The organism is Enterobacillus tribolii, assembly GCF_003363015.1.
GTDB classification, from domain to species: Bacteria; Pseudomonadota; Gammaproteobacteria; order Enterobacterales; family Enterobacteriaceae; genus Enterobacillus; species Enterobacillus tribolii.
In genome coordinates this window covers 748,981-772,154 of record NZ_QRAP01000001.1, presented here as the reverse complement: position 1 = coordinate 772,154, position 23,174 = coordinate 748,981, and the positions used below count along the sequence as shown (strand labels likewise).

General features: G+C 55.8%; 18 protein-coding genes and 1 riboswitch. Of the genes, 8 read left to right on the top strand and 10 right to left on the bottom strand.

The annotated features are described in order from the left end of the window. Position 1: 1 nt before the first annotated feature. A riboswitch (yybP-ykoY riboswitch) is annotated at positions 2–188 on the bottom strand. A gap of 160 nt (positions 189–348) precedes the next feature. The 4 genes from C8D90_RS03360 to manX all read right to left on the bottom strand — a co-directional run bounded on the left by C8D90_RS03360 (position 349) and on the right by manX (position 3,568). Then, positions 349–807, bottom strand: coding sequence for a DUF986 family protein (locus tag C8D90_RS03360; RefSeq protein ID WP_115456978.1), 459 nt, complete (start codon positions 805–807; stop codon positions 349–351). Positions 808–869: 62 nt separating this feature from the next. Continuing rightward, a complete protein-coding gene (locus C8D90_RS03355; protein WP_115456977.1) occupies positions 870–1,733 on the bottom strand; it encodes a PTS mannose transporter subunit IID in 864 nt (287 codons plus the stop codon). A 13-nt stretch (positions 1,734–1,746) separates the two neighbouring features. Then, positions 1,747–2,541: a PTS mannose/fructose/sorbose transporter subunit IIC gene (locus C8D90_RS03350; RefSeq protein WP_115456976.1), complete on the bottom strand. Its 795-nt coding sequence runs from the start codon at positions 2,539–2,541 to the stop codon at positions 1,747–1,749. Positions 2,542–2,608: 67 nt separating this feature from the next. Beyond that, positions 2,609–3,568, bottom strand: coding sequence for a PTS mannose transporter subunit IIAB (gene manX / locus C8D90_RS03345; RefSeq protein WP_115456975.1), 960 nt, complete (start codon positions 3,566–3,568; stop codon positions 2,609–2,611). 657 nt (positions 3,569–4,225) lie between these two features. Here manX and C8D90_RS03340 point away from each other — a divergent pair. Next, entirely contained in the window at positions 4,226–5,782 is a 1,557-nt protein-coding gene (locus C8D90_RS03340) for a TerC family protein (RefSeq protein ID WP_115456974.1), read from the top strand. 38 nt (positions 5,783–5,820) lie between these two features. On the opposite strand, the gene C8D90_RS03335 is transcribed toward C8D90_RS03340, so the two are convergent. The 4 genes from C8D90_RS03335 to pabB all read right to left on the bottom strand — a co-directional run bounded on the left by C8D90_RS03335 (position 5,821) and on the right by pabB (position 11,443). Next, the gene (locus C8D90_RS03335; RefSeq protein ID WP_230472938.1) at positions 5,821–7,323 is read right to left on the bottom strand and encodes an EAL domain-containing protein; all 1,503 of its coding nucleotides are present in this window, start codon (positions 7,321–7,323) and stop codon (positions 5,821–5,823) included. A gap of 255 nt (positions 7,324–7,578) precedes the next feature. Further along, positions 7,579–8,943: an L-serine ammonia-lyase gene (gene sdaA / locus C8D90_RS03330; protein WP_115456972.1), complete on the bottom strand. Its 1,365-nt coding sequence runs from the start codon at positions 8,941–8,943 to the stop codon at positions 7,579–7,581. A gap of 536 nt (positions 8,944–9,479) precedes the next feature. Continuing rightward, complete coding sequence (locus C8D90_RS03325) at positions 9,480–10,049, bottom strand: CoA pyrophosphatase (RefSeq protein WP_115456971.1); 570 nt, start codon at positions 10,047–10,049, stop codon at positions 9,480–9,482. Beyond that, positions 10,046–11,443, bottom strand: coding sequence for an aminodeoxychorismate synthase component 1 (gene pabB, locus C8D90_RS03320; RefSeq protein WP_115456970.1), 1,398 nt, complete (start codon positions 11,441–11,443; stop codon positions 10,046–10,048). Before pabB ends, C8D90_RS03325 begins: the two co-directional genes overlap by 4 nt. Positions 11,444–11,543: 100 nt before the next feature. Between pabB and C8D90_RS03315 the strand changes: the two genes are divergently transcribed. Further along, positions 11,544–11,729 (top strand): YoaH family protein, encoded by a 186-nt coding sequence (locus tag C8D90_RS03315; RefSeq protein ID WP_115456969.1) that lies wholly within the window; start codon positions 11,544–11,546, stop codon positions 11,727–11,729. A 47-nt stretch (positions 11,730–11,776) separates the two neighbouring features. Here C8D90_RS03315 and purT read toward each other — a convergent pair whose 3' ends face one another. Further along, positions 11,777–12,955 (bottom strand): formate-dependent phosphoribosylglycinamide formyltransferase, encoded by a 1,179-nt coding sequence (purT, locus tag C8D90_RS03310; protein ID WP_115456968.1) that lies wholly within the window; start codon positions 12,953–12,955, stop codon positions 11,777–11,779. 810 nt (positions 12,956–13,765) lie between these two features. Here purT and cspE point away from each other — a divergent pair. From cspE to C8D90_RS03280, 5 genes are all read left to right on the top strand, one after another. After that, complete coding sequence (gene cspE / locus C8D90_RS03300) at positions 13,766–13,975, top strand: transcription antiterminator/RNA stability regulator CspE (RefSeq protein WP_115456966.1); 210 nt, start codon at positions 13,766–13,768, stop codon at positions 13,973–13,975. A gap of 94 nt (positions 13,976–14,069) precedes the next feature. Then, on the top strand, positions 14,070–14,567 hold the full coding sequence (locus C8D90_RS03295; RefSeq protein ID WP_162844348.1) for a GNAT family N-acetyltransferase: 498 nt from the start codon (positions 14,070–14,072) through the stop codon (positions 14,565–14,567). Between the two features lie 283 nt (positions 14,568–14,850). Further along, positions 14,851–15,207 (top strand): protein YebF, encoded by a 357-nt coding sequence (gene yebF, locus C8D90_RS03290; protein ID WP_115456964.1) that lies wholly within the window; start codon positions 14,851–14,853, stop codon positions 15,205–15,207. A gap of 216 nt (positions 15,208–15,423) precedes the next feature. After that, positions 15,424–17,463, top strand: coding sequence for a S9 family peptidase (locus tag C8D90_RS03285; RefSeq protein WP_115456963.1), 2,040 nt, complete (start codon positions 15,424–15,426; stop codon positions 17,461–17,463). A gap of 54 nt (positions 17,464–17,517) precedes the next feature. Next, positions 17,518–18,324 carry an alpha/beta fold hydrolase gene (locus C8D90_RS03280; protein ID WP_115456962.1) on the top strand — a complete coding sequence of 269 codons (807 nt, stop codon included), beginning with the start codon at positions 17,518–17,520 and terminating at the stop codon, positions 18,322–18,324. 49 nt (positions 18,325–18,373) lie between these two features. Here C8D90_RS03280 and C8D90_RS03275 read toward each other — a convergent pair whose 3' ends face one another. Next, complete coding sequence (locus C8D90_RS03275; RefSeq protein ID WP_115456961.1) at positions 18,374–18,979, bottom strand: FMN-dependent NADH-azoreductase; 606 nt, start codon at positions 18,977–18,979, stop codon at positions 18,374–18,376. Positions 18,980–19,287: 308 nt separating this feature from the next. On the opposite strand from C8D90_RS03275, the gene hrpA reads away from it, so the two are divergent. After that, the gene (gene hrpA, locus C8D90_RS03270) at positions 19,288–23,151 is read left to right on the top strand and encodes an ATP-dependent RNA helicase HrpA (RefSeq protein WP_221810548.1); all 3,864 of its coding nucleotides are present in this window, start codon (positions 19,288–19,290) and stop codon (positions 23,149–23,151) included. The last annotated feature ends 23 nt before the right edge of the window (positions 23,152–23,174 follow it).

Below are 23,174 nucleotides of genomic sequence, written 5' to 3'. Positions count from 1 at the left end.
CCTCGGCCGGGAGCTCCATATACACGCAACCCACCCCCAACCAACGACGGAGCTGCATGCCTATGGTCTCGCCTACCGTTCGGTTGCCCGCACCACGTTCTGTATGAACGAGTATGTTGATACGGGCGCTTATGGGCGGATGGATTATCCTGTCACCACAAGCCGGCTACTCCCCAAATGACGGGGCGATGATAGGGTATTTTCCACGGGATGACAATAGCAGAGTATCACCAAAGTTGTTGTTAGTATTGATAATTATTATCATCGATTCAGGGGTGAGGCGGGATGAGCAAGTAACAAACGGGTGGGCAAAGCAAGAGCGGTGTCCATATGCCACCGCGATGTGTCTTACTGGTGTTCCACAAAAAACTTCAGGATGTCATCCAGATCGTCCATACGGGCAACCTGAATTAGCAAACGACGCTTTTCCAGATCGATAACCAGGTAGCCATCTTCGGATAAATTCATGTTTTTTATGCGGCTGTAGAGAATAAAGACGTTGCCGTAGTAAAACCCTTCGGCCTTAAACAGCAGCTTAGGCCAGCGGATGTAAAAGACGTAAATAACGATAATCGCCAGGGTACACAGCAGCCAGGTGGTGAAGGCCGTACCGTGATCGGTGATGTTTTTGTAAGCGAGGATGGCCAGCAGGGCGACGAAAATCAGGCTGTCGATCTTGTTTCTGCGCCGCAGATTCACCCTCAGCAACGTTTTGCCATTACGCGCGGACATAATGATTTCATCGTAAACCGCATAGAGCAGAAACAGAAAGATAAGAACCAGCAGGGCGACGTCGGTTAATGTCATGAAAACTCCGCGGAGAATAAAAAAGCCGGGTGTGCGTGCGCAACACCCGGCCAGAGAACGGATTATTGACCCAGCAGGCCGATCCAGTAACCGAAGATACCGATGAAGAAGAAGCCGATGATGATCCACAGCGCGTTAACTTTCTTACGCAGCAGCCACATACAGCCGAAGGTCAGCAGCAACGGCACCAGGCCAGGCATCAGCTGATCGAGAATGCTCTGCACGGTGGTTACGTGCTCGGCACCGGTCTGGTCGGTGATTTTTGACACCACAAGTGGAATATTAACGTGCGTCCACTTGTTAACCAAGGCCCCCATAACAAACAGACCGAGAATTGACGCCCCCTCCGTCAGTTTCTGCAGGAAGCCGCCGCCCATATCGCTGACGATGTCGATCCCTTTCTTATAGCCGTAAGCGACGCCGTAGTAACGTACCAGCAGACGCACCAGGTTAAACAGCACGAAGAACAGGATCGGGCCGAGCAGGCTGCCGGTCATGGCGATGCCGGCGCCCAGCGCGGCGAATACCGGACGGGCCGTACCCCAGAAAATCGGGTCGCCCACGCCGGCCAGCGGTCCCATCAGGCCCACTTTGATACCGTTGATGGCGGCATCGTCAATCGCTGCGCCGTTAGCACGCTGTTCTTCCATCGCCGCGGTAACGCCCAGGATAGGCGCGGCCACGAACGGCTGGGTGTTGAAGAATTCCAGGTGACGTTTAATGGCCTGGCGGCGTTCTTCGTTGTTTTCCGGATACAGGCGACGGATCACCGGCACCATGGAGAAGCAGAAGCCCAGCGCCTGCATACGTTCGAAGTTCCAGGAACCCTGAAACAGGTTCGAACGGAGAAATACGCCACGCAGATCGCCCGCGGTGAGTTTCTTTTCACCTTTGGCGGAGGCAACAGATGAAGTTGTATCAACCATTTCGCTCACCTTATTAATCTAATTCGTTATCGAGGTCGCTATTGCCGGCAGCCTGAACGACCTGGGATTTGTTGTATTTCGGGCTGAGCTGGATATACAGGATAGCCATCATCAGGCCCAGAACACCCAGGGCAACCAGGTTGAAGTTGGTGAATGCGGCGGTAACGAAGCCCAGATAGAAGAACGGCATCAGGTAGCCGGCGCGCATCATGTTGATGACCATCGCATAACCGACGACCACGATCATGCCGCCCGCGATACCCAGACCGGTGGTGACCACTTCAGGGATAGCGTTCAGCATGGAGTGAACCGCGTCAGTACCCACGGATACCGCAACGACCACCGCCGGAATGGCGATACGCATGGCCTGCAGGATCAGGGCGGAGCAGTGCAGAACGGTGATGGAACGCAGGTCGCCGCGCTCGGCCGCGCCGTCAGCCGCGTGCTGGAAGCCCACGGTGATGGTACGAACGATGATGGTCAGAACCTGGCCGGCAGCCGCCAGCGGAATCGCCAGGGCGATACCGGCGCCGACGCTTTGGCCGCCGGCGATAACCAGAATGGTAGAAATAATGGAGGCCAGGGCGGCATCAGGGGCGACAGCCGCACCGATGTTCATCCAGCCCAGCGCGATCATCTCCAGAGTACCCCCGATGATGATCCCGGTTTTCATATCGCCCAGCACGATACCGATTAAGGTACAGGCGACCAGCGGACGGTGGAACTGAAACTCATCAAGGATGGATCCCATCCCTGCGATACAGGCAATAATAAATATCAGCACAATCTGAAGAGTTGTGATCTCCATTGTACTTCTCCTCTAAACCAAAGAGCCGAGTAAAAAACGCAAGCCATGCAACAATGCCAGCCGGGCGTTAGTTCATTTTATTGATCAAGTCCATCATGTTCAGACGGGTATCGGTGGAAACCTTACGGACTTCCAGTTCGATACCGCGGGCATTCAGCTTTTTGAATGCTTCGATGTCTTTTTCATCAACGGATACCGCATTGTTTACCTGCGTTTTACCCTGACGGAATGCCATGCCACCGATGTTGACCGAGGTGATTTTCACACCGGCCTCAACCAGACGCTCAACGTCGGTCGGGTTGGTGAACAACAGCATGACGCGGTCATTACCGTATGTCGGGTTGTTGTAGACGCGGATCATTTTCTCTACGTCCACCACGTGGGCGGTTACGCCGGGAGGAGCAACCTGCTTGAGCAGGGTGGAGCGCACCTGATCTTTGGCGACTTCGTCACTGACCACGATGATGCGTGCTACGTTGGTTTCCTTGGTCCAACGGGTTGCCACCTGACCGTGGATCAGACGGTCATCGATACGGGCCAGGCCGATCTTCATGTGGTCTTCCGGTCCCATCGGCGCACGGGGCGCTGCGGGGGCTTTAGCCTTCGGTTTAACGGGCTCCGGCTCCGGTTCTTTGGCGCGCAGGGCGCGAACGCCTTCGCGGCCGGTTTCCAGCGCGTGCGCCACCAGTTCGTCAAAACCGGGGTTGTCGTCGCGGGCCATAAAGGTCTCAACCAGCATCGGTACGTTAACGCCGGTGATGACCTCATAGTGCTCTTTATCAAGCACTATGCGGCTGGCGGCGTTGAACGGACTGCCTCCCCAGGTATCAACCAGGAAGATCACGCCTTCGCTGGTATCCAGATGGGTCAGGCGCTCGTTGTATTTTTCAATTAACGTTTCAGCATTTTCACCGGGCACGAAATCGATATAGGCGACGTTACTCTGTTCGCCCAGTAGCATTTCTGCGGTCTTGAGCAACTGCTCCGCCGCTGCCCCGTGAGTGCCGATGATAATCGCAATACTCACTGCTACCTCCTCTCTGCTTGCTTGCGCGTCATGCATTTACGCAATAAAAAAAATCGATAAAAAACATGACATAAAGGTAAAATATTTGTTGTAAGCAACATCCCTGTAGAGCAACCGCCTGATGAACCAACGCATGGATCTGACCGATGTATACTAATATAGCCTATAAGTATCAATCTGTTAGTTTCATGAATCGATTCAAGTAAAACTTACCGGGCTTATGCGTCGGTGCGATTTATTTTAGTTAGTAAAAAAATAAATTTTGTGACCTTCCTCAGCTATTAGCACATGTAATTTATAAGATTTATGCAAAAGCTCGCTTTGAGCGATTTATAACCTTAATGATGAGCTTACAAAACATGACAAAATCATGTGATATCGGTACTGTCTGGGGCGGGAATTTCTTGTTAACATACGGATCCTTTTCGTAATTAGGAGGTAATGGGTATATCCCAACTTTATGGACCGTCACCGATGTGGCTTTAATCTGAACGCCCGCCTTTTGCCCGGCTTTGAGCTCCGCGGCATCCCTTCATTAGTACGTTTTTCACCCGCTGTCCGCCACAGGCGCTGTTTCCCCGCATCCGGACCGATGCAAAACCGGGACGCCGCCGTGCAGACGCGTTGCAATCCAGCTGATTCAGGATGGAACCGCACATGGAATTTTTAATGGACCCCTCAATATGGGCAGGCCTGTTAACGCTGGTCGTGCTGGAAATCGTACTGGGTATCGACAACCTGGTTTTTATTGCCATCCTGGCGGATAAGCTGCCGCCGAAGCAGCGCGACAAAGCGCGTATCATCGGCCTTTCTCTGGCGTTATTGATGCGCCTGGGGCTGCTTTCCGTTATTTCGTGGATGGTGACCTTAACGCGTCCGTTGTTTAGCGTAGCTGATTTTTCGTTTTCAGGACGAGATCTTATCTTGCTGGTAGGCGGTATCTTCCTGTTGTTCAAGGCAACGATGGAGCTGCATGAACGGCTTGAAGGGCAGGCTCATGAGGTTAACCAGAAAGGCTATGCCAGTTTCTGGGCGGTCGTGGTACAGATTGTGGTGCTGGACGCGGTCTTCTCCCTCGATGCGGTCATCACCGCCGTGGGGATGGTCGACAACCTGGCGGTAATGATGTGCGCCGTGGTGATTGCCATGGGCATTATGCTGCTGGCCTCAAAGCCGCTGACCAACTTCGTCAACGCCCATCCGACGGTTGTGGTGCTCTGCCTGAGCTTCCTGCTGATGATCGGTCTGAGCCTGATGGCGGAAGGTTTCGGCCTGCATATTCCGAAAGGGTATCTGTATGCGGCGATCGGGTTCTCTATCCTCATTGAATTCTTTAACCAGGTGGCGCGCCGTAACTTCCTGAAAAATGAACGCCGTCGCCCGATGCGTCAGCGTACCGCCGAAGCCATCATTAAGCTGATGGGCGGCGATCGTTCCGCACCGGGCACGCAGGGCGAGGAGCGGCTTACCATCGCGGATCGCGATGAAACTTTTGCCGCCGAAGAGCGCTATATGATCAGCGGCGTGCTGACGCTGGCCTCCCGCTCGCTGCGTACGATCATGACGCCGCGCAACGAAATTTCCTGGGTGGACTGCCGCAGTTCCCCGCAGGAAGTCCGCAGCCAGCTGCTTTCCACGCCGCACAGCCTGTTTCCGGTGTGTGACGGCGAACTGGATCAGTGGATCGGCGTAGTCAGGGCCAAAGATTTGCTGGTGGTGCTTGATGCCGGGCAGTCGATTGAAGAGTACGCCGCCCAGCACCCGCCGATTGTGGTGCTCGACAGCCTGGACGTTATCAACGTGCTTGATGAACTGCGTCAGGCGAAAGGGCGCTTGGTGATGGTGAGCGATGAATTCGGTATCGTGCAGGGCGTGGTAACGCCGCTGGACGTTTTGGAGGCTATCGCCGGCGAATTCCCGGATGAAGACGAAACGCCGGATATCCTGGTTGACGATCAGGGCTGGCTGGTGAAGGGCGGTACTGATTTGCATACCCTGGAACAGGCGCTGGCGTGCGATAACCTGATCAGCGAATCCGGGGATTATGCTTCGCTGGCCGGGCTGCTGCTGGCGCATTTCGATCAGATGCCGCGACCGGGCGAGTCGCTGGTGCTGAACGGGCTGCGTTTCCGCGTAATGGAGATCGATGAATACCGGATAGAGCTGGTGCGCATCGAGCGCATCATTTCGGAAGAAGAACACGACGACGCATAAATGATGGCGGCGGGCATTCTGCTGATGCCCGCCGCAAATCAGGCCATCGACTTCGCCGCAAGGCTGCGGCGATAGTTGCTGAGCCACTGGGGAAAATCTTCCAGCGGCATCGGCATAGAGAAAAAATACCCCTGTATGCATTCAACGTTGCGCTGCTTCAGGTAATCGACCTGCTCCTGCGTTTCGACCCCCTCCGCGACCAGCTTCAGCCCCAAATCCTTACCCAGCGAAATCATGCTGTCCAGCACCCTGGCGTTAATGGCGTCAGTACCGATTGTGGCGCAGAAGCTGCGATCGATTTTCAACACGTCCGGCTGCAACTGCTGCAAATAGCTGAGGGAACTGTGTCCCGTGCCGAAATCATCAATGGCGAGCCTGGCGCCCAACTGGTGCAGGCGGGTCAGCAGTTGATTGTCGATCCGTTCCAGGGCAGTCCTTTCCGTTAATTCCAGCACCAGTGTCGGGGCCGGTAAATGGTGGAACCAGTGGGTCTGCAAATCATCCAGAATCTGGCCCTGCGTAAAATGCTCCGCGGCGATGTTGATGCTGATGGTAAAGTCGCAGGTACGGGGAAACAGGTAAAGGCGCTGAACCAGCTGGATCAGCAGGTAACGGGTCAGCGACTGGATCAGACCGTGCTGTTCCGCCAGGGGAATGAATACGTCCGGAGAGATCCATCCCTGCCGCTCGTCGTGCCAGCGCAACAGGATCTCCACGCCGGTGCAGTCGCCGCTGTGAGTGTCGATTATCGGCTGGCAATAGAGCAAAAACCGTTTTTGCTGAATGGCGGAGGAGATGTGATAGGCCAGATTCAACCGGTTGGCCGAAGCCAGATAAACAATACCGAACGCCAGCAGGAAAACCAGCAGGAACAGGGGGATATGCTGGGGTAATGAGCGTATCGCCAACTGCCAGTCCGGCGCGGAGAAAATCGACACTGAATAGGGGAAACGCACCGACGCCTGGCTGTAACAGGCATCGTCCTTCACGCCGTCGCCGAAGGGCAGAATGGCGCGCTCGCCATAAAGCAGGCGTGAATGACCGACGTTCAGCGCCATGCGATCGACGTAAGGATGCGGCTCAAGGATGAAGTCGGACAGCATGGTGATATGCAACGAATGGACGATGCCGCTGCGCGGGGCGCCTGGCACCGGAACCCAGAAAATCAGCGTCGGGCTGCCTTTGTCTACTATCAGGGCGCTTTTCAGCATCAGGGTTTGCCCTGATTGGGTCAGATCGGGAAACATTTTGGCGAAGTCATAGTCGCGTTTGCCGAACAGACTGGAACAAAACACTTCATTATTTTTGACCAATAGAACGGCGCGCGTAACCTGCAGTTGCACCGAAATATTGAGCAAGCGTTGCTGAACCAGCGGACACGTCGTGTTGACCAGATCAAGGTGCTGCTGCGATATCCGCTGCACGTTGGCAAGCATGCGGTCGAGCCGTTGTACGGTGTCGGATGCCGCCTGACGCTGGGCGTCATGCACCAGATTGATTTCCTGGAAGTAACGGCTGCCGATGGAAATGACAAAAGCCAACGTCGCCGCTCCTGTCGCAAGCAACAGACGGTGTAACCGGTATTTTTTTATTGCTTGCTGTGTAAAACGCATTGGGCGCCTTTGTTCTGCCGGAAGAGTGATTTCATACCGTCACTATCCATCATCTGCTGAACTAAGTGTAGCTATGACAGCAGGGTTAGGAAAAATGTACGAACTTTCCGGGATAAATGTAAAGGCATAAAAAAGCCGGATGCGTGTGGCATCCGGCAGGTTAGGTGCGGCGAAGTCACGTGATCAGGTGCATTGTACCTTGATCGCCAGACCGCCGCGGGAAGTTTCACGGTACTTGGCGTTCATGTCTTTACCGGTTTCGTACATGGTTTCAATCACTTTATCCAACGATACGCGCGGCTCGGAGGTCCGGCGCAGCGCCATACGCGCTGAGTTGATCGCCTTGACCGAGGCGATGGCGTTACGTTCGATGCAGGGAACCTGAACCTGTCCGGCAACCGGGTCGCAGGTCAGGCCGAGGTTGTGTTCCATGCCGATTTCCGCTGCCACGCAGACCTGCTCCGGGCTGCCGCCCAGCAGTTCGGCCAGGCCGGCCGCGGCCATGGAGCACGCCACGCCGACTTCGCCCTGGCAGCCGACTTCCGCGCCGGAAATTGATGCGTTCATCTTATACAGCGCGCCGATAACGCCGGAGGCAAAGAAGTAGCGCACGAAGATGTCCGGCGTAACCGGCTCGATAAAGTGGTTGTAGTAGGCCAGCACTGCGGGCACGATGCCGCAGGCGCCGTTGGTCGGCGCGGTTACCACGCGGCCGCCGGCGGCGTTTTCTTCGTTGACCGCCAGGGCGAACATGTTGACCCAGTCAATCACGTTCATCGGATCCTGAGAATATTTGTCGCTGGTCACCAGCATACGGCGCAGCGCAGAAGCGCGGCGGGGAACGCGCAGCGGGCCGGGCAGAACGCCTTCGGTGTTCAGGCCGCGATCGATGCAGGCCTGCATCGTGTCCCACACGCCGGTGAAGTAAGCATATATCTCTTCTTTACTGTGCAGCGCCAGTTCGTTTTGCATCACCAGCCCGCTGAGGGAAAGGCCGGTTTCATGGCAATGGTTCAGCAGATCCTGCGCCGATTTGAACGGATAGGGGACGCTGACGCTGTTCGCGGTCTCTTGCCCGAAGTGATCTTCGTCGACGATAAAACCGCCGCCGATGGAGTAGTAGGTTTGGGCGTAAACTTCCTGGTCGCCGGCAAAAGCGTGAATTCGCATCCCGTTTTCATGCAGCGGCAGGTTATCGTTATGGAAGTTCATGCCGCCTGCGTGCGGAAAATCGACTTCATGGCATCCGTTCGCCAGCAGCAGACGCTGACGTTGCTCCACATCGCGGATAAAGCCGGGAATGGCGTCAATATCAACGCTGTCGGGCATGTTGCCCGCCAGTCCCATAATAATGGCGATGTCGGTGTGGTGCCCTTTGCCGGTCAGGGCCAAAGAGCCGTAAACATCAACGGACACCCGCGTGACGGAAGGCATCAGCCCTTTTTCTGTCAGATCGTCGACAAACTGTTTGCCGGCTTTCATCGGGCCCACGGTATGCGAACTGGAAGGACCGATGCCGATCTTGAACATGTCGAAAACACTAATCACGCTGAAAACTCCTTAGAGGCGAATAACGGTGTTGAAATTGCGGCGGGCGGATTGGCCACCGCCGGGCCGCGGACGCCGGCCGGAACGCAGACTTCGCATGAATAAAATTTATCTTTAACGCGAAGCCGCCGCCGGGGCGCGCCAACAATAACCGAACTCCGGCACAGACGCACGCGCAATTCGCAAACCGGTGAGGGAAAATGCCGGTAATGGCCGATTACCCCCGTAAATGATGTTGGCTTTTCTCCTGCACCGGCGGGAAATTGCGTCAGGCCTCATTTCTGACGTATGCCGCCGGCGCGGGAGACTGTAAGCCAAATTCATCACAGCGACTTATTATGATATTGGTGCGTCATACAGATAAATCAAGCTGCTGTTGGCATATTTGGCAGTGTTTACTCCAGGTATGATAGCGCCGATTTAGTGAATCCGGAGAAAAAGAGAGTGACCGCGATCGCGGAACCGTATGTTTTTTTATCCGGCAGCGGAGAATAAGGCAGGGAAAAACGCTCGCATTAGCTAAAGTAAGGCAAAAATCAGACGGCGATTTGCTGGGCCAGACGCCGGATAATGGCGGCGGTCAGCCCCCAGACGAAGAAACGCTGATACCAGGAAAGGTAGACGCGGTGATGCCCGCCGCGGCGGTGGATGTCCAGCGGGTGATAGCGTGACAGCGCCAGGGCTTCGCGCAGCGGCATTTCGAACATGGCGGCGACTTCGTCGTCGCTGGCGCTGAGCGTGATATCTGCGGGAAGAATACCCAGCACCGGCGTAACCTGAAAGCCGGTGACGCTGTTTTCCGCGGGGAGGCTGCCGAGGATATGGACGTTTTCCGGCGCGATGGCGACTTCTTCCTGTGCTTCCCGCAGTGCGGTGAAAATCGGCGAACCGTCGCCCGGATCGGCGGCACCGCCGGGGAAGGCAACCTGCCCGGCGTGCTTGCGCAGCTGGCTGGAACGCTGGGTTAACAGCAGAGTGGGTTCCGGGCGGTTAATGATAGGGATGAGCACGGCCGCCTGGCGCAGCCCCGGATCGGATGAACGCCAAACCGGCATCTGCAACTGAAAGCGGGTGATGAACTGCTCCAGCTCCGGGGAAAATGTCATACGTTCTGCGCCTTGGGTTCACTGAGGATGGGTAATATTTTAGCCAGTTTATCAAATGATTCCTGATATTCCGCATCGGAATGACTGTCAGCCACGATACCACCGCCGGCCCAGCAGTAAAGGCGGTTTTGTTCTGCAATCAGCGTGCGGATGGTAATGCTGGTATCCATATTTCCGCAGCGGCTGATATAGCCGATGCTGCCGCAGTAGGCGTTACGCCGCTGCGGCTCCAGCTCTTCAATGATCGCCATGGCCCGGATTTTAGGCGCGCCGGTAATCGAACCGCCGGGAAAACAGGCGCGCAGCAGGTCCGTGGCATGCAGATCTTCCTTCAGCCGGGCGGTTACCGTGCTGACCAAATGATGCACCGCCGGAAACGGTTCAACGGTAAAAAGTTCGGGTACGCGCACGCTGCCCGGCGCGGCAACGCGGCCGATGTCGTTACGCATCAGGTCGACGATCATCAGGTTTTCCGCACGGTCTTTTTCTGACGCGGCCAGGCGGGCCGCCTGAGCGGCATCTTCATCCGGATCGGCGCAGCGCGGCAGGGTGCCTTTTATCGGGCGGGTGGCGACTTCTCCCTGACGCAGTTCAAGGAAACGCTCCGGCGAGAGGCTGAGGATCGCCGCATCGGGAAAACGCAGGAAAGCGGAAAACGGCGCCCGGTTTGCCTGGCTCAGGTGCATGAAAGCCTGCCACTCATCGCCTTCGTATGGCGCGCTGAAACGCTGCGTCAGGTTGATTTGGTAGCAGTCGCCGGCGCGGATGTAGTGCTGGATGCGCTCAAAGCGTTCCCGGTATTGCGCCTGGGTCATATTCGCCTGCCAGGGGCCGGTGAGCCGGAAAGCATCAGCGGCGAAGGCCGGTGTATTTTCGAGCCAGCGCAGGCGGGCATTGCTATCGCCATGGCAGAGTAAAAACAGTTTTTGCGCATGATGATCGGCAATTAACGCCCAGTCATAGATACCAACGGCCATATCAGGTGTGACAATGTCACTTTCACTGCGTGCCGGTAAACGTTCGAAGCGTCGCCCCAGATCGTAGCCCCACAGCCCGACGGCTCCGCCGTAAAACGGCAAATCACCCGGCGCAGGCAGTGCGGGCAACAGCGTATCCAGTTGTTCCTGAAGCAGTTGCAGCGGATCGCCGGCCGAGCGGGTCGTTGTTCCGTCAGCATGGCCTATCAGGGTTTCGCTGCCGCGGGTCGTCAGGGTGGCTAACGGCCCGGCGGTCATGATGTCGAAGCGGTTATGGGCATGGAGGGCAAAGCCGGAGTGCAGCAGCATTGCCCAGGGCGTTGAGGAAAAAGGCGCGAATGCCTTCAGGACAGCATCAGGGGTGTACGGGAGTTCACGAAGAGAAAAAGCGCAATCAGGCACGGTTTTGGCACTCATACAAACGGCGATGGTGGATCGGCGTTGGGCCGGAAGGCCGCTTTGCCGTATAATTCTGCTCTCTATTGTGACACAGCCGGATAGCATTGAGGAGTACGCCATGAGCAGCGGAATGCCTGCCTTATCTCATGAAGAACAGCAGAAAGCCGCCGAGCGCATCCATCAACTGATGGAAGAGGGGCTGAGCAGCGGCGAAGCCATTGCCCGGGTTGCGGCGGAAATTCGTGAACGGCACCAGGGTAACGCCGTTCACGTAAGGTTTGATGACGAGGACGAAGAGGAATAACGCTCGCCGAAAACGACCACCCCGCCGTCAGCGGCGGGGTGCGGGGATTATCCTTCGGCAACCACGCCGCTGCTGACTTTCTTCGCCAGCGCTACCGCTTCTTCTACGCTGTCGCCGTAGGCCAGCGCGACGCCTAAACGACGGGTTCCCTCAATTTCCGGTTTACCGAATAACCGCAGCTGCGTTTTCGCTGCCAGGGCGGTGTCGAGTTGTCTGAACACCACGTCGTGGCTATGCAGGCTGGGCAGCAGTACGGCAGAGGCGCTCGGCCCGAACTGGCGGATTACGCCGATCGGCATACCAAGGAAAGCGCGCACATGCAGGGCGAATTCCGACAGATCCTGGGAGATCAGCGTTACCATGCCGGTGTCATGCGGACGGGGCGATACTTCGCTGAAAATGACGTCATCGCCGCGCACGAACAGCTCCACGCCGAACAGGCCGTAGCCACCCAGCGCTTTAACGACGTTACCCGCAATTTCCTGCGCCCGTTGCAGGGCCAGATCGCTCATGTGCTGTGGCTGCCAGGATTCCCGGTAGTCGCCGTCCTGCTGACGGTGACCGACGGGCGCGCAGAAGTGCAGGCCGTCAACCGCGTTGATGGTCAACAGTGTGATCTCAAAGTCAAATTTGACCAATCCTTCGACGATAACCTTGCCGTGACCGGCGCGGCCGCCCTGTTGGGCATATTCCCAGGCGGCGGCGAGGGCAGCGGGTTCGCGGATCAGGCTTTGGCCCTTGCCGGAAGAACTCATTACCGGCTTAACGATGCAGGGAAAACCGATAGCGTGCGCCGCCTCGGTAAATTCTTGCTCCGTGGCGGCGAAACGGTAAGGGGAGGTCGGCAGCGCCAGCGTTTCTGCCGCCAGGCGACGGATGCCTTCACGGTTCATGGTCAGGCGTGTCGCATCGGCGCACGGCACGACTTTCTGCCCGTCGTGTTCCAGGGCTACCAGGGTTTCCGTTGAAATCGCTTCGATTTCCGGCACGATGTAGTCCGGCTCCTCGCGTGCTACGATGTCCCGCAATGCTTCTCCGTCAAGCATATTGATTACGTAGCTGCGGTGAGCGACCTGCATGGCCGGTGCGTTCTCGTAGCGATCGACGGCGATAACTTCGATTCCCAGCCGCTGGCACTCAATTGCCACTTCTTTCCCCAGCTCGCCGGAGCCTAATAACATCACGCGGGTTGCGCGCGGGCACAATGCGGTTCCAATAGATAACATCTGCTCACCCTGTCAAAACGATTGTTTCAAAAATGATGGTTTTTCAAAAATGATGGTTTCATGGCTCCCGAAGAGGCTGACAGTATATACGAAAACGTTTGCGTACACAGCAGGAGATTTGTTTGCCGCCAGTCTGAAAAGTGAGTATCGCCGCTCTTGCTGTAGGAAAATTCATCAATAACGCAGGCTACGTAACGGGAGAAAAAACGAGCGTTAAGAATGCGTTATATTTCGGCATAAAGGGAGTTTATAGTTTTTCCTATTCAGAGGATCTGTCATTTGAAGAATATGCTGCGGATATAGATATGAACATTATGGCAACCTTAATATACACTTTGATTCTGATTAAATATTCTTCAATGATATAATCAGGTAAATAAATTATGTCTTTTTTCATGCCGGAATTGCGGATAAATGTGATCTGTGCCTGATTATTCTGAATAAATTTTTTGCATTTTCTTACGTGGTGATTAATGGCATGTGTTCATTTTATCATCATGATTTATTTGGTATTAATGGCTTTTCATATTGTCTGGAATCGTTACCGGATGTTGATGAAAATATACGCGTCATATTTATCATTTTTATCACGAAAGGTTTGCGCCCATGCTTAAACTGTGCGTTAATGCTTGCGCTCTGATAATTGATAGAGTGTGTTCTGAATGCGATAAAAAGCATTTTATGTTAGGTGGCGCAATACTGATTCTGTCACTTTCATAGATGGTTTTTATATCATCGCGGCGTCATGCGATAATTATCGGTGTATATTTATGCCCTGCGGGCAGGTTAGCCAAAGTAAAGGAAAGTTCAATGAGCAAGAAAACTGGTCACGTTAAATGGTTTAACGAAAGCAAAGGATTTGGGTTCATCACCCCGACCGACGGTTCCAAGGATGTTTTCGTCCATTTCTCCGCTATTCAGTCTGACGGGTTTAAGACCCTGGCTGAAGGCCAGCAGGTTGAGTTCTCTATTCAGGATAGCCCGCGTGGCCCGTCCGCGGCGGATGTCGTCGCACTGTAATTCAGCCTGCGTCTATCATGCTGAAAAAAACCCGCTTCGTGCGGGTTTTTTCTTTCCTGTATGCTGTGAACCGCGATTAAGGAGGCATGACGCCATGAACATTCAGTTAGCACAGGAACACCATTTGAGTTCGCTGGCCGGCATTGAGCTGGAGGCAGTGAAAGTCTTTCCGCCGGGAAGGTTTCCGGAAGCGTACCTTACGCATACGCTGCCGCTCAGTCAGTTAGAGGAAGGACGGCAGCGGTCGCTGCTGTGGGTCGCACTCTCAGGTGAAACGGTCGTGGGGTTCGCGCTGGTGGAAAGCCAACATGACTTCGCGCACCTGGTTGAAATCGGCGTTCTCCCGGCGTTTTCCCGCCGCGGCATCGGGCGGCAGCTCGTTGAACACTGTCTTGCCGCCGCGCGCGATCGCGGTTATCGCGGCATGGGGCTGACGACCTTTGAAGATTTACCCTGGAATGCGCCGTTTTATCACCGTTGTGGTTTTCGCATCGTGGATGAACGGGATTATCCGCTTCTGAAACAGGCGCTGGACGCCGAACGGGCAGACGGATTGCAGCATCGGGTAGCGATGTTTGCGGCTTTCCTCTGAAAAGCAGACGGCAGGTGCATTTTTGTCATCAAAAGCGTTAACATAGTGTTAAGATTCACAAGGCGTTTACGCATATGGATCTATTATGAAACGTAAAGCAACCTTTTTTGCCGTTTTTGGGCGTGTTCATCCGCCGCAATGCTTGTTACGGCAACGCAGGGTACGGCAACGCTTCAGGCCCCGGAGCCGGGCGGAATCAGGCAGTTTGTCCGAAGGAACGGTAGGTATTGCATCTGAAGACGTTTGCTATGCGTGGACAAGAGGCAACAAGAGAGGAATGAAAATGAACAAAATTGCATTAGGTTTGGGTGTTGCTGCAATGTTGGTTACGGGCCTGGCACAGGCGGTGCAAACGGAATCCCGCACGGCCAAGATCGCCAGTTGCGAAAGCGCGAAACCGGCCCAGATGGTTTCGATGATCAAAAATGATTTCCTGCAAAATCGCCTGCCGCGCTGGGCGGATGATAAGAAACTGCTGGGCACCTCAACGCCGGTGGTGTGGGTGCAGGACGATCAGATCGTGCAGAACGGCGATAGCTGGCAGATTCCGCTGAAGGTGCGCGGCACCAAGGTTGACCGTACCTATACGGTGAAGGTCGATTGCAAGGCGGGCGATCTGGAATACTCCCTGCCGGAGTAGCGCCACGTTCTCTCCGGGTCACCCCTGCGGTGGCCCGATCTGACGGGGTCTTTCCAAAAAAACATCGCCTTTCCCGCAAATTCCCTTCGTAGCGTTAACTTTTCTTATCATATACTAAGCAGATATCGCGCTGCCGGGGGCTTCTGGCAACGGGGTATCCGGCTGAATCGTTTTCTTGTCATTTTGCCGTTCGTGAACGGCGCAACAGGTTCCCAGATGAAAAAAGCTCCCGTCGCTGCAAAACACCCGTATGAATTACGCCAACACGGTGATGTCCGGATCGATGACTACTATTGGCTGCGTGATGACGAACGCAGCGATCCGGCGGTACTGGATTACCTGAATGCCGAAAACGCCTACACCGATGAAATGCTGAGCGGCGAAGCGCCGCTACGCGCCGCGCTGTACGATGAGATGGTAGCCCGTATCCCGCAGGAGGATGAATCGGTTCCCTATACCCGCAACGGGTATCGCTACCAAACCCGTTTCGCGCCGGGGCAGGAGTATGCCAGCTATATCCGCTGCAAGGCGGACGGCGGGGAAGCCTGGAGCACCATTCTGGACAGCAACCTGCGTGCCGAGGGGCATGAATTCTATGCGCTGGGCGGGATGGAGGTGAGTCCGGACAACCGCCTGCTGGCGGTGGCGGAGGACTTTCTCTCCCGGCGGCAGTTTGACATCCGGGTCAAGCGGCTGGCGGATGACGGCTGGCTGGAAGAGGTGCTGGAAAATACCGCCGGCCAGTTTGAGTGGACCAATGATTCCGCGATGCTGTACTACGTGCGTAAACACCCTCAGACACTGCTGCCTTATCAGGTTTATCGTCATCGTCTGGGAACGGCGGTTGCCGATGATGAACTGATTTATGAGGAAACGGACGACACGTTTTACGTCGGGCTGGAGAAAAGCATCTCCAACCGCTACGTCATCATCCATCTCTCCAGTACGACGACCTCGGAGATCCTGCTGCTGAATGCCGACGATCAGCAGGCGCAGCCGGAAATATTCCTGCCGCGGCGTCGTGACCATGAATACGCGCTCGATCATTACCGCGATTGCTTTTATATCCGCTCCAACCGGGAGGGGAAAAACTTTGCGTTGTATCAGACGCATGAGAAAGCGGAATCGGCATGGCAGCCCCTGATAGCCCCGCGTGAAGATGTCATGCTGGAAGGATTCTGCCTGTTCCGCGACTGGCTGGTGGTGGAAGAGCGTGAGCGGGGGTTAACCCGTCTGCGCCAGATTCACTGGCAGAATGGCGAAGACCGGCAGATCGCCTTCGATGATCCCACCTACGTGACCTGGCTTTCGTTTAATCCGGAGCCGGAAACCTCATTGCTGCGTTATGGCTACTCTTCCATGACCACGCCCTCATCGGTGTATCAGATCGATCTCGACAGCGGCGAGCGGCAGTTGCTGAAGCAGCAGGAAGTGAAGAATTTTAATGCGGCGGATTACCGCAGCGAGCGGGTGTGGATCCCGGCGCGTGATGGCGCTGAGGTGCCGGTTTCCCTGGTTTACCGTGCGGATTTGTTCACGCAGGGGGGGAATCCGTTGCTGGTTTACGGTTACGGCGCGTACGGCAGCAGTATGGACCCGGCGTTCAGCATCAGCCGCCTCAGCCTGCTGGACCGGGGCGTCGTTTTTGCTCTGGCGCATATCCGCGGCGGCGGCGATTTGGGGCAGCAGTGGTACGATGACGGGAAATTACTGCATAAACAAAATACCTTCAGTGATTTTATCGATGTTACCCGGGAACTGGTAGCCCGGCGCTACGGCGATAAAACGCGGGTTTTTGCCATGGGCGGCAGCGCCGGCGGCCTGCTGATGGGGGCGATTGCCAATCAGGCTCCGGAATTGTATTACGGCATCGTGGCGCAGGTGCCATTCGTTGACGTTGTGACGACCATGCTGGACCCCTCTATTCCGCTGACGACCGGGGAGTACGATGAATGGGGGAATCCGGAAGAGAAGCGCTATTACGATTATATTCTGCAGTACAGTCCTTATGATCGGGTTACGGCGCAGGATTACCCCCATATGTTGATCACCACCGGATTGCATGACTCGCAGGTGCAATATTGGGAGCCGGCCAAATGGGTGGCGAAACTGCGCGAGCTGAAAACCAATGACAATTTGCTGTTGCTCTACACGGACATGGACGCAGGCCACGGGGGAAAATCAGGACGCTTTAAAGCGTATGAAGATATTGCCCTGGAATATGCGTTTCTTTTGACGTTGTCGGCAACGGTCTGACATTTCCGTCGTTGTACGACGGTTTAAATTGTTTTAAATCAAACGGGAGTGGGTATGCCAACTTTGCAACTACATCAGCGCCGGATGCACTATTTGGATCAGGGCAAGGGATTTCCTTTGTTGCTGGGTCACAGCTATCTGTTTAACGCCGCCATGTGGGCGCCGCAGATTGAAGCGCTGAGTCAGAATTACCGGCTCATCGTGCCGGATTTGTGGGGGCACGGCGACTCGGAGGCGTTGCCTGACGGGCACCGCGATCTGGACGATCTCGCCGATGATTATCTGGCGCTGATGGATGCGCTGAATATTTCCGAATTCGCCGTTATTGGTCTTTCCGTCGGCGGCATGTGGGGAGCGGCGCTGGCGGCGAAAGCGCCGGAAAGGGTTAAGGCGCTGGTGCTGATGGATACCTTCGTCGGCCTGGAGCCGGAAGTCAGTCATCAGAAGTACTTCGCCATTATGGACGCCATTGAGGCGAGCGGTCAGGTGCCGCCGGCCATGGCCCAACAGGTTGCCGCGATGTTCTTCCGGCGCGATTTCCCGGACGAAGCCATGATCAGGGTACTGACGGAGCGCCTGATGGCGATGCCGAAGGAAACGTTGCTGAACACGATTGTCCCGTTGGGAAGGATGATTTTCGGCCGCGCCGATGGTTGCCCGCAACTGGAAACGCTGAAGATGCCCGCGCTGGTGATTACCGGTGAGCAGGATCAGCCGCGCCCGCCGCTGGAAGGGCATCTGATGGCGGAGATTCTGGGATGCCGTCAGGAGGTTATTGCCGGCGCGGGGCACATTTCCACGCTGGAACAGCCAGAGCGGGTGAATCAGGTACTGGCGGAATTTTTGGCGTCGGTATTGTAAAAAAAAAGAGCGCCTTACGGCGCTCTTTCTGCATATGCGGTTGGTGCTATTATGCGCTGGCGAGCTGGGCAATCAGCGCCTTGGCGTCTTGCTGGGCTTTGCTGGCCATATCCGGACCGTAAGCGATACCTTCTTCGAAAACGAATTCCACGTCGGTCAGGCCGATGAAGCCCAGGAATACGCTCAGGTACGGCGTTACCAGGTCGGTCGGGGTATCTTTATGAATGCCGCCGCGGCTGGTCAGAACATAAACGCGTTTGCCTTTCAGCAGGCCTTCCGGACCTTTTTCGGTGTAACGGAACGTCACGCCGGCACGGGCAATCAGGTCAAAGTAGTTTTTCAGCTGCGTTGAAATGTTAAAGTTGTACATCGGCGCGGCAATGACGATAACGTCGCTGGCCTGCAGTTCTTCAATCAGCGTATCGGACAGTTTCAGGGCTTCCTGCTGGCGCGGCGTCAGCGGCGTTTCGGAAGGACGCAGGGCGCCAACCAGTTCACCATCCAGCACCGGCACCGGATTGGCGGCCAGGTCACGTACGCTGATTTGGTCGTCGCTGTGCTGCTGGCGCCATTGCTCAACGAAGTAGTCAGCCAAAACGTTGGACTGAGAGTAGTTAGCCAGGATGCTTGATTTCAGAACCAGTACTTTACTCATTGCATTTTCCTTTGTCAGTTGTGCCGTCCGGACCCTTGCCCGAACGCCTGAAGTAATAGGTTGTGTGAATGATTGCGCTATGGGGGATACTCTATTCAGATTTGCCGGGCAGTGATAGCGCAATATTTCGAGGCCTTTGTTCGATTTTGTTGAACAACTTTATTGAACAACTTCCGGCAGAGGAAAGTGAGTGACGGGCTGAGGCTGTGTTACCATTAATCCAACAGAATGATAAAACCGGCGACCGGCCGGTATCCGCGAAAAGCAGTAAGGAATTTTTCATCGTGAAATCCCCGTTTAGCGCGCTGATGGCGCAGCTTGATACCCTCATGCTGCGCGACCGTCAGCGCCTGATGCGCCGCATTCAGGGCGCCAAAAAAGTGCATAATCCGCAGGCCCAGCAGGGTATCGCCGAGGCGATTTCTGCGGAGATCGCGACCGCGCGCGTCCGTGTTGATGCCCGTCGTGCCGCCTGTCCGGCGATTACTTATCCGGAAAACCTGCCCGTCAGTCAGAAGAAAGACGACATTATGGCGGCCATCCGCGATCACCAGGTGGTGATCGTCGCCGGTGAAACCGGCTCAGGAAAAACGACGCAGCTACCCAAAATATGCCTTGAGCTTGGGCGCGGCGTCCGTGGCCTGATTGGGCACACGCAGCCGCGCCGCCTGGCTGCCCGCTCGGTTGGCGAACGCATCGCGCACGAGCTGGATACCACGCTGGGAGCCAGCGTGGGCTATAAGGTTCGCTTCAGCGATCAGGTCAGCGACACCACCATGGTCAAGCTCATGACGGACGGGATTCTGCTGGCGGAGATCCAGCAGGATCGCCTGCTGATGCAGTACGACACCCTGATCATCGATGAAGCGCATGAACGCAGCCTGAATATCGACTTCATTCTTGGCTACCTGCGGCAGCTATTGCCGAAACGCCCCGATCTGAAAGTCATTATCACATCGGCAACCATCGACCCTGAACGTTTCTCGCGCCATTTTAACAATGCGCCGATCATTGAAGTTTCGGGGCGTACTTATCCGGTTGAGGTGCGCTATCGCCCGATCGCGGATGACGATGATGACGGCGACCGCGATCAGCTGCAGGCTATTTTTGACGCCGTGGATGAGCTTCAGCGCGAGGGGCCGGGTGACATCCTGGTCTTTATGAGCGGGGAACGGGAAATCCGCGACACGGCGGATGCGCTGATGAAGCAGAATTTGCCGCACACCGAGATTTTGCCGCTGTATGCCCGCCTGTCCGCCGGTGAGCAGAACCGGGTGTTCCATAGCCATACCGGGCGGCGTATCGTGCTGGCGACCAACGTGGCGGAGACGTCGCTGACCGTACCGGGGATCAAATACGTTATCGATCCGGGCACTGCGCGCATCAGCCGTTACAGCTACCGCACCAAGGTTCAGCGTTTGCCGATTGAACCGATTTCCCAGGCGTCGGCGAATCAGCGTAAAGGACGCTGCGGCCGTGTTTCCGAAGGGATCTGCATCCGGCTGTATTCCGAACAGGATTTCCTGTCACGGCCTGAATTTACCGATCCGGAAATTCTGCGCACCAACCTGGCATCGGTTATTTTGCAGATGACGTCGCTGGGGTTGGGGGATATCGCCGCGTTTCCGTTCGTGGAAGCGCCGGACAACCGCAATATTCAGGACGGCGTGCGCCTGCTGGAAGAACTGGGTGCGGTTTACAGCACGGAAAAAGGACATCAGCGCCTGACGCCGCTGGGCGCACAGCTGGCGCAGTTGCCCATCGATCCGCGCTTGGCGCGTATGGTGATCGAAGCGCAGAAAAATAATGCCGTCCGGGAGGTGATGATCATTGCCTCAGGGCTGTCGATTCAGGACCCGCGCGAACGTCCCGCCGAGAAGCAGCAGGCATCGGATGAGAAGCACCGTCGCTTTGCCGATAAAGAAAGCGACTTTATGGCGCTGGTCAATCTGTGGAATTATTTGAAAGAACAGCAAAAGGCGCTGTCGTCCAATCAATTCCGCAAGCAGTGCAAAAGCGATTATCTCAACTACCTGCGGGTGCGGGAATGGCAGGATGTTTACACGCAACTGCGTCAGGTGGTGAAAGAACTCGGTTTTGCCGTGAACTCGGTTGATGCGGACTACCGCAGTATTCACACCGCGCTGCTGAGCGGACTGTTGTCGCACGTCGGTCAGAAAGACAACGACAAACAGGAATATACCGGTGCACGTAATGCGCGCTTCGCGATTTTCCCCGCGTCAGGCCTGTTTAAAAAGCCGCCTAAGTGGGGCATGGTGGCGGAGCTGGTGGAAACCAGCCGCCTGTGGGGGCGTATTGCCGCGCGCATCGAGCCGGAGTGGATTGAACCGCTGGCGCAGCATCTGATTAAGCGCAGTTACAGCGAGCCGCACTGGGAGAAGTCCCAGGGCGCTGTGATGGCCGTTGAGAAAGTGACGCTCTATGGTTTGCCCATCGTGGCTGCACGTAAGGTGAACTACGGTAAAATCGATCCGCAAACCTGCCGTGAGTTGTTTATTCGTCACGCGCTGGTGGAGGGCGACTGGCAGACCCGCCATGCTTTTTTCCGTGCTAACCAGAAACTGCGCGACGAAGTGGAGGAGCTTGAACACCGCACCCGCCGCCGCGATATTCTGGTCGATGACGAAACCCTGTTCGAATTCTACGATCAGCGTATCGGCCATGACGTGGTTTCCTCGCGTCATTTTGACAGCTGGTGGCGTAAAGCAAGCCGCACCGATCCCGAATTGCTTAACTTCGAAAAATCGATGTTGATCAAAGAGGGGGCGGAAGGCGTGAGCACGCTGGATTACCCCAATTTCTGGCATCAGGGCAACGTTAAGCTGCGCCTTTCCTATCAGTTCGAACTGGGGGCTGATGCGGACGGGGTGACGGTGCATATTCCGCTGCCGATACTGAACCAGATCGAAAACGTAGGATTTGAGTGGCAAATTCCGGGAATTCGCCGCGATCTGATTATTGCTCTGATCAAATCACTGCCCAAGCCGGTGCGGCGTAACTTTGTTCCCGCACCAAACTACGCTGAGGCGTTTCTGGCCAGGGCTACGCCGCTGGCAATGCCATTGGTTGAATCGCTGGAGCGGGAGCTGCGGCGCATGACCGGCGTGACGGTGTCACCTGATGAGTGGCAATGGGATTTGGTGCCCGATCACCTGAAAATGACCTTCCGCGTGGTCAGCGAGAAGAACAAAACGTTGGCGGAAGGGAAAGATCTTGAGGCGCTCAAAAATCAACTGAAAGGGGAAGTGCAGCAGACGCTCTCCGCCGTTGCCGATGATGGCCTGGAGCGGCAAGGCCTGCACGTCTGGAGCTTTGGCACGCTGCCGGAACGTTATGAGCAAAAGCGGGGGGGTTACGAAGTTCGGGCCTACCCGGCGCTGGTTGATGAAAAGGACAGCGTAGCGATTAAGCTGTTTGAAACCGAGCAGGAACAGCAGCAGGCCATGTGGCAGGGGTCGCGCCGGCTGTTGTTGCTCAACATTCCTTCGCCGATTAAATACCTGCACGAAAAATTGCCCAACAAGGCCAAACTGGGGCTCTATTTCAACCCATACGGCAAAGTGCTGGAGCTGATTGACGACTGCATTGCCTGCGGCGTGGATGCGTTGATCGCCCGTGCCGGCGGCCCTGCCTGGACGGAAGCGGGGTTTGAGCAACTGCATGAGAAAGTTCGCGCGGAGCTGAATGAAGAGGTCGTCGCTATCGCCCGCCAGGTGGAGCGGATTCTGACCACCGCGAATGGCATCAATAAGCGGCTGAAGGGACGGGTGGACATGACCATGGCCCTGGCGCTTTCGGACATCAAAAATCAGATGAACCATTTGATTTACCGCGGGTTCGTTACGGCCAGCGGCGCCGATCGTCTGGCGGATATCGAACGTTATCTTCACGCCGTGGAGCGGCGTCTGGATAAGCTTGCCATCGATCCGCACCGCGATCGCGCACAGATGCTGAAGGTGGAGCAGATGCAGCAGGCCTGGCAACAGATGGTCAACAAGCTCCCGCCGCAAAAAGCTGTGCTGCCGGAGGTGCAGGACGTACGCTGGATGATTGAAGAACTGCGCGTCAGCTACTTCGCCCAGCAATTGGGAACGCCTTATCCGGTGTCGGAGAAGCGCATTCTGCAGGCGATCGATCAAATCGCAGGGTGATGCATTCCGCCCCGGTTTGTTGG

Coding starts and splice junctions, on each gene's coding strand:
- hrpA (WP_221810548.1), top strand. CDS start 19,288: ATGGCGCAGCTTGATACCCTCATGCTGCGCGACCGTCAGCGCCTGATG.
- C8D90_RS03350 (WP_115456976.1), bottom strand. CDS start 2,541: ATGGAGATCACAACTCTTCAGATTGTGCTGATATTTATTATTGCCTGT.
- purT (WP_115456968.1), bottom strand. CDS start 12,955: ATGTTATCTATTGGAACCGCATTGTGCCCGCGCGCAACCCGCGTGATG.
- C8D90_RS03355 (WP_115456977.1), bottom strand. CDS start 1,733: ATGGTTGATACAACTTCATCTGTTGCCTCCGCCAAAGGTGAAAAGAAA.
- C8D90_RS03325 (WP_115456971.1), bottom strand. CDS start 10,049: ATGACATTTTCCCCGGAGCTGGAGCAGTTCATCACCCGCTTTCAGTTG.
- C8D90_RS03360 (WP_115456978.1), bottom strand. CDS start 807: ATGACATTAACCGACGTCGCCCTGCTGGTTCTTATCTTTCTGTTTCTG.
- C8D90_RS03340 (WP_115456974.1), top strand. CDS start 4,226: ATGGAATTTTTAATGGACCCCTCAATATGGGCAGGCCTGTTAACGCTG.
- C8D90_RS03295 (WP_162844348.1), top strand. CDS start 14,070: ATGAACATTCAGTTAGCACAGGAACACCATTTGAGTTCGCTGGCCGGC.
- C8D90_RS03285 (WP_115456963.1), top strand. CDS start 15,424: ATGAAAAAAGCTCCCGTCGCTGCAAAACACCCGTATGAATTACGCCAA.
- pabB (WP_115456970.1), bottom strand. CDS start 11,443: ATGAGTGCCAAAACCGTGCCTGATTGCGCTTTTTCTCTTCGTGAACTC.
- C8D90_RS03280 (WP_115456962.1), top strand. CDS start 17,518: ATGCCAACTTTGCAACTACATCAGCGCCGGATGCACTATTTGGATCAG.
- cspE (WP_115456966.1), top strand. CDS start 13,766: ATGAGCAAGAAAACTGGTCACGTTAAATGGTTTAACGAAAGCAAAGGA.
- C8D90_RS03275 (WP_115456961.1), bottom strand. CDS start 18,979: ATGAGTAAAGTACTGGTTCTGAAATCAAGCATCCTGGCTAACTACTCT.
- yebF (WP_115456964.1), top strand. CDS start 14,851: ATGAACAAAATTGCATTAGGTTTGGGTGTTGCTGCAATGTTGGTTACG.
- C8D90_RS03315 (WP_115456969.1), top strand. CDS start 11,544: ATGAGCAGCGGAATGCCTGCCTTATCTCATGAAGAACAGCAGAAAGCC.